We start from the raw sequence: 6,000 nt of genomic DNA, 5'->3' as shown, positions 1-6,000 counted from the left end.
GTGTTGGCCGGGACGTAAAACGTGATTTGTGGCGCGCACCAAGCCCGTACAGGTCAATTCCCATGGGGCGCCATAAATCATGCAGTCCCGGCCGACACCCCACCCCGGCCCCGGCACCGGCCCCGCGAAGCCCGGCACGGGACACCGCCGAGCCCCCGCAGGGCCCCGGCACCGGCCCCGCGAAGCCCGGCACGGGAACCGCCGAGCCCCCGCAGGGCCCCGGCACCGGTCCCCGCGAAGCCCCCGGCACGGGACACCGCCCAGCCCCCCGCCAGGGGACCGGCCGGAGCCAAACCCAGCCCCGCCACCAGCGCGGCGCCCGCTGATCCCTATCCTCGCCGCATGACGGCACCGGCAATGATCACCTCGCTCTCCGCCACCGCACTCCGCGCCCACCGCGACGAACTGGCCGCCCTGCTCCGGGACGTGGTCGACGGCGGCTCCTCGCTCGGCTTCCTCGCCGGCCTCGACCACGAAGAGGCCGCCGCCTGGTGGGACTCCCTGCTGCCCGCCGTGGAGGAGGGCTCCCTCGCGCTCTGGGTGTCCCGCGACGACGACGGCCGGATCGACGGCACCGTCAGCTGGTACCGGGAGTCCAAGCCCAACGGCCGGCACCGCGCCGAGCTGCGCAAGCTCATGGTCCACCCGGCCGCCCGCGGCCGCGGCACCGCCCGCGCCCTGCTCACCGAGGCCGAGACGGCCGCCGCCCGCGCCGGAGTGGTGCTGCTCTTCCTCGACACCGAGACCGGCAGCGGCGCCGAGCACGTCTACCGCTCCGCGGGCTGGACCGAGGTGGGCACCATCCCCGACTACGCCACCGATCCGGCCGGCCGCCTGCGTCCCACCACGCTCTTCTACAAGCACCCGCAGGGGTGACCTCGCCCGCCGCGCCGCGTTAGACCCGTAGTCACCGGCCACCGAGCGAGGGAGACCGTATGTCCGCCGCACCCGCCGCCGCACTTCCGACCCGTCGCGGATTCCTCCGTGCGGCCTTCACCGCGGCCGTGCTCGCCGGTACGGCCGCGGCCCTGGCGCCCGTACTGCGCGCCCGGCGCCCGCGGCAGACCCTCACCCCGGCCCCGCTCGCCGAGGAGGAGACGTACCGCGGCCGGCACATCGCCGTCGACGCCGCCGGGGTCCGGATCGACGGCCGCCCGCTGCACGTCATGCGCCGGGCCGACGGCAGCTACCTCAGCGGGATCAACCACTTCCAGTCGTTCGGGACGCCGCTGGAGCTCGCCCGCGCAGCGGTCGACGAACTGGGCACGGGACAGCTGGCGTTGGCGTCCGCGGCGCACCACGGCTGACGGGAGGAGCCCGCCTTGTACACCCGGCAGAACCAGAAGGACCTGACCAGCGCGCAGAAGAAGCGCTTCACGGCAGCCGTACTGGAGCTCAAGCGCAACGGCACCTACGACGCCCTCGTGCGCACCCACGACAAGTACTTCGTGCCCGACCGGGACCGCCGGCTGCGCGTCGGGCACATGTCCCCGTCCTTCTTCCCGTGGCACCGGCGCTACCTGCTGGAGTTCGAGAGGGAACTGCGGGAGATCGACCCGGGCGTGTCCGTCCCGTACTGGGACTGGACCACCGACTCCAGCCCGGTCTCCTCCCTGTGGGCCGAGGACTTCCTCGGCGGCACCGGCCGGGCCGCCGACCGACGGGTGATGACCGGCCCCTTCGCCTACGACAAGGGCAACTGGACGGTGACCGTCGGCATCACGGAGGCCGCCTACCTCACCCGCAACCTCGGCCGCCCGCAGAACCCCGTCTCCCTGCCCACCCGGGCCGAACTCCAGTGGGCCATCGACGATCCGGTCTACGACGTCTCGCCCTGGGACTCCACCGCCACGGCCGGCGGCTTCCGCAACAAGCTGGAGGGCTGGGCGGCCCCCAAGAGCGAGCGCTGGCGCAACCACAACAAGGTCCACCAGTGGATCGGCGGCCACATGACGGGCGGCACGGCGCCCAACGACCCGGCGTTCTGGCTGCACCACGCCTTCGTGGACCTGGTCTGGGACCGCTGGCAGCAGCGGCACCCCGGCTCCGGCTACCTGCCCGCCGCCCCGCCCGCGCCCGGCGACGCCCAGCGCGGCCGGGTCATCGCCCTCGACGAGCCGATGCCCCCGTGGAACGTCACCCCGCGCGAGATGTTCAGCCACCAGGGCCTCTACCGCTACGAATGATCCCGCGCGGCGCGCGCTCCGAATCCTCCGGACGGCGCGCGCCGGGCGCCCGGCACACGGGAAGGGCCCCCGCCGTACGGCGGGGGCCCTTCCGTCACTCAGGCGATCAGTGGCCGTAGCCCTCACCCTCGGTGTGGTGGTCGTCGTGGCCGCCCGACACGTTGACGCAGGTGTTGCCGAACGCCGGGTTCAGCAGCGCGATCACGTTGACCGTGTTGCCGCAGACGTTGACCGGGACGTGGACCGGAACCTGGACCAGGTTGCCCGACAGGACACCGGGGGAACCGACGGCCGCACCGTGCGCTCCGGCATCGGCGACGGCCAGACCCGCACCGGCGGCCACGGCGGTACCGGTGACAGCGGTGATGGCGAATGCCTTCGCGATACGCGACATCAAGATCTCCTCGTGAGATATGGGGCGCCACAGAGTCTGCGGCATTTGACATGGCATACAACGCAGCGGGGGCCGAGGGGTCACGGCCGTTGGGCCTACCCGGTGACGGGAAATCGGACGGAGGCGAAGTACGGCCGCACCGGGGTGACCGCACCCGGCCGCAGCCGCGCGACCGCCGGGCCCGTACAGCGCGGGCCCCGGTAGAGGATCGCCGTGCCGCGGGTGTGGTTGGTGACCGCCCGGGCGCCGCCGCCCTCGGCCTCGACGCAGCCCTTCGGCGCGCGGAGCCTGTGGACCTGGTCGTCCTGGCCGAGGTACTGGAAATCGGGCCCGTTCGAGGCCTGGGCCGGGCCGCCGGCGAGCGCGGCGGCCGTCAGCAGCAGGAGGGGCACGGCACGGTGGATACGCAGGGATCGCATGCCCGTCCAACACGACCGGGCCCGGGCACGGTCACGCCTTGTCACCCGTTGGGCGGCTGTGCGACCGTGCGCCGAGCACCGGATTCAGGAGGACGGATGAGCGCAGCGGGCGGCAGCGGCAGCCGAGAGGGCGACCGCGACGGCGAGCGTACGGGGGCCGGCGGCGGCGGATCCCGCCCCCGCGCCAGGACCGCGTACGGCGTGGTCGAGGGCCGGGCCGGCGCCCACGGGAGCGCCGTCTTCCGGGGCGTCCCCTACGCGGCCCCGCCCGTCGGCGCCCTCCGCTTCGCGGCGCCCGCGCCCCCGGCCGCCTGGGACGGCGTGCGCGACGCCGGTGCGTACGGCCCCACCGCCCCCAAGGTTCCCTACCCCGACCCCTTCGCGACCCTGCTGCCCGACCCGGAGATCCCGGGCGACGACTGCCTGACGGTCAACGTCTGGACCCCCGATCCGACGCCCGGCGCCGGGCTGCCCGTCATGGTGTGGATCCACGGCGGCGCGCTCACCCGCGGCTCCTCGGCCGTCCCCGTCTACGAGGGCTCCGCCTTCGCCCGCGACGGGGTCGTACTCGTCTCCCTCAACTACCGCCTCGGAGCCCTCGGCTACGGGCTCTTCCCCGACGCCCCCGCCAACCGGGGCCTGCTGGACCAGATCGCCGCGCTGGAGTGGGTCCGGGACAACATCGGGGCCTTCGGCGGCGATCCCGCCCGCGTCACCGTCTTCGGCGAGTCGGCCGGGGCCATCAGCATCGGCGCCCTGCTCTCGTCCCCCAAGGCCGCCGGGCTCTTCACCCGGGCGGTCCTCCAGAGCGGGGCCCCCGAGGTGCTGCCGCGCGACCGGGTGCGCACCATGGTCCGGCGGATGGCCTCGCTGCTGAAGGTGCCCGCGACCGCCGGGGCCTTCGCCGCCGTCCCCCTGCCCGACCTGCTGGCCGCCCAGGGCGCCGTGCTGCGCCGATCGAACCCGCTGCTCGGCGGTCCCGCCTTCGGGCTGGTCGCCGATCCCGCCACGCTCCCGGCCGACCCGATCGCCGGGGCGGCCCAAGAGGTGCCCCTGCTGCTGGGGTGGACCACCGAGGAGTACCGGCTCTGGCTCGCCCCCACCGGCGGGATGCGGCTGCTGGACCGGCTGGGCCCGCTCACCGTGGCGCTGGCCCGCTTCCGCAGCGGCAAGGACCGGGCCGCCGTACGGGAGCTGCGCGCCGCCCTGCCGGGGGCCGGCCCGGCGGACCTCGCGGGGCAGCTGCTGACCGACCGGCTGCTGCGGGACCCGCTACGGCGGCTCGCCGGGTCGGGGCGTGCGGCGCCGAGCTTCCTGTACGAGTTCGCCTGGCCCTCCGGAGTGCCGGGGCTCGGCGCCTGCCACGCCCTGGAGCTGGGCTTCGTGTTCGACACGCTCGGCGTGCCGGAGGCGTCCTGGCTGGCCGGGCCGGACACCCCGCAGCCGCTGGCCGAGGAGATGCACGCCGCCTGGGTCCGCTTCGCCGTGACGGGGGATCCGGGCTGGGAGCCCTGGAACGGCGGCGGCCCGCCGAAGGTGTTCGGCGGGCCGGAGCGGAAACAGGAGGCGAGCGGGGCGGCGGAGGCGCCCGAACTTACTCGACGGGTCCTTCCATGACCTTGCTGATGTACTGGATCGGCCCCTCGCCCATGTTCGGGACGTAGGTCTTGGCGTTGTGCTGGCCGCCCTTGATGATCCTCAGGTCGGTGTGGACCGGACCCTTGTTGCCGAAGGTGGCGATGAACTTCTGCACGTCCGGCAGGGTCTTCTTGTTGTTCTCGCTGTCGCCGACCTGGAAGGCGAGGTAGACGTCCGGACCCTTGCGGTCGATGAGCTGCTTCGCCAGGATCTCCGGGTTGTTCTCGGCCTTCTCCTTGTCGTGGCCCTTCCACAGCGAGGAGTCCGGGACGATGTCCGGGCCGGAGGCGATCACGGCCTTGAACTTGTCCGGGTGCTTGAGGACGGCCTTGAGGCCCGCGAACCCGCCGGTGGAGGAGCCCATGAAGGCCCAGCCGTCACGGGACTTGACGGTGCGGAAGTTCGCCTTCATCAGGTCCGGGACGTCCTCGGTCAGCCACGTGCCCATCTTGGGCTGGTCGGGGATGTCGGAGCCGTCCCAGTAGATGCCCTTGTCGTCCGGCCCCGGGTTGAGCACCGGCATGGCCAGGATGAAGGGCTTGCTCTTCCCCTCCCCGTACCACTTCGCGATGCTGCTCTGGAGGCCCAGGTCGGTGCCCATCCAGTAGTTGCTCGGGTAGCCGGCGCCGCCCGGCAGGGCGATCATGACCGGGAAGCCGCTCTTGGCGAACTTCGGGTCGTTGTACTCCTTGGGCGCCCAGACCCACACCTTGCCCTTGAAGCCGGACTTCTTGCCGTCCAGCGTGGTGACGGCGACGTGCGTCCCGTCGGGCAGGGTCATCGAGTTCTTGAAGTCCGCGGCCGGCCCGGTGGGCATCAGCATCTTGGAACTCGCGGGCTGCTGCGCGGTGTCGCCCTTCTTGCCGTCGCCGGCGGGCGGCTTCCCGAAGGACACCGCCGAACCCTTGTCGGTGAAGGGGGGTATCTCGTAGTAGGCCAACACCCCGGCCGCGATGCCGCCGAGCGCGAGGACGGAGACGCCGGCTATCACCCAGCGCTTGACCCGGGACTTGCGCCGGGGCTCGGGCTCGAACTCCGGCTCATGACCGTAGGAGGCCTCCTGGCCGTACGGAGCCTGCTGCTCGTACGGCTGCTGCTGCCCGTACGGGGGCTGCGGCCGTCCGTAGGGCGGCTGGTGCCCGCCCTGGGACTCGTACGGCGGCTGCTGCTGTCCGTACGACGGCCGGCCGTACTGGTCGCCGTAGGGCTGCTGCGGCTGCTGCCCTTCCGGCCGGTACGGCTGGTACTGCTGCCCGTCGGGTGAGTACGACATGTGCGGTGGCTCTCCGGCTGCTGCTGCCCCAGGGGGGCGGTGGTCTGGTCGGCTTGATCCTTCTTCCGTTCGAAGGATGTACGAAAGTGT

General features: G+C 73.0%; 7 protein-coding genes. 4 read left to right on the top strand and 3 right to left on the bottom strand.

Annotated elements, in window-relative coordinates; genetic code table 11:
• Positions 1–342 precede the first annotated feature (342 nt).
• From ACFWBN_RS36195 to ACFWBN_RS36185, 3 genes are read left to right on the top strand one after another with little or no spacing between them, the layout of a single operon-like run.
• Positions 343–876, top strand: coding sequence for a GNAT family N-acetyltransferase (locus ACFWBN_RS36195; protein WP_385184858.1), 534 nt, complete (start codon positions 343–345; stop codon positions 874–876).
• Between the two features lie 59 nt (positions 877–935).
• Entirely contained in the window at positions 936–1,307 is a 372-nt protein-coding gene (locus ACFWBN_RS36190; RefSeq protein WP_385184855.1) for a tyrosinase family oxidase copper chaperone, read from the top strand.
• Positions 1,308–1,322: 15 nt separating this feature from the next.
• Entirely contained in the window at positions 1,323–2,186 is an 864-nt protein-coding gene (locus ACFWBN_RS36185) for a tyrosinase family protein (RefSeq protein WP_385184852.1), read from the top strand.
• A gap of 106 nt (positions 2,187–2,292) precedes the next feature.
• Here ACFWBN_RS36185 and ACFWBN_RS36180 read toward each other — a convergent pair whose 3' ends face one another.
• Both ACFWBN_RS36180 and ACFWBN_RS36175 read right to left on the bottom strand, forming a co-directional pair.
• Positions 2,293–2,580, bottom strand: coding sequence for a chaplin (locus tag ACFWBN_RS36180; protein WP_385184849.1), 288 nt, complete (start codon positions 2,578–2,580; stop codon positions 2,293–2,295).
• A gap of 95 nt (positions 2,581–2,675) precedes the next feature.
• On the bottom strand, positions 2,676–2,972 hold the full coding sequence (locus ACFWBN_RS36175; RefSeq protein WP_385184847.1) for a hypothetical protein: 297 nt from the start codon (positions 2,970–2,972) through the stop codon (positions 2,676–2,678).
• 123 nt (positions 2,973–3,095) lie between these two features.
• On the opposite strand from ACFWBN_RS36175, the gene ACFWBN_RS36170 reads away from it, so the two are divergent.
• Positions 3,096–4,616, top strand: coding sequence for a carboxylesterase/lipase family protein (locus ACFWBN_RS36170; protein ID WP_385184844.1), 1,521 nt, complete (start codon positions 3,096–3,098; stop codon positions 4,614–4,616).
• Here the strand turns inward: ACFWBN_RS36170 and ACFWBN_RS36165 are convergent.
• Entirely contained in the window at positions 4,594–5,910 is a 1,317-nt protein-coding gene (locus ACFWBN_RS36165) for an alpha/beta hydrolase-fold protein (protein ID WP_385184841.1), read from the bottom strand. The two genes, ACFWBN_RS36170 and ACFWBN_RS36165, sit on opposite strands and share 23 nt — an antisense overlap.
• Positions 5,911–6,000 lie beyond the last annotated feature (90 nt).

Source organism: Streptomyces sp. NPDC059989 (assembly GCF_042736975.1).
Lineage (GTDB): Bacteria > Actinomycetota > Actinomycetes > Streptomycetales > Streptomycetaceae > Streptomyces.
The sequence above is the reverse complement of the archived record's forward strand: the minus strand, read 5'-3'. Positions and strand labels throughout refer to the sequence as shown.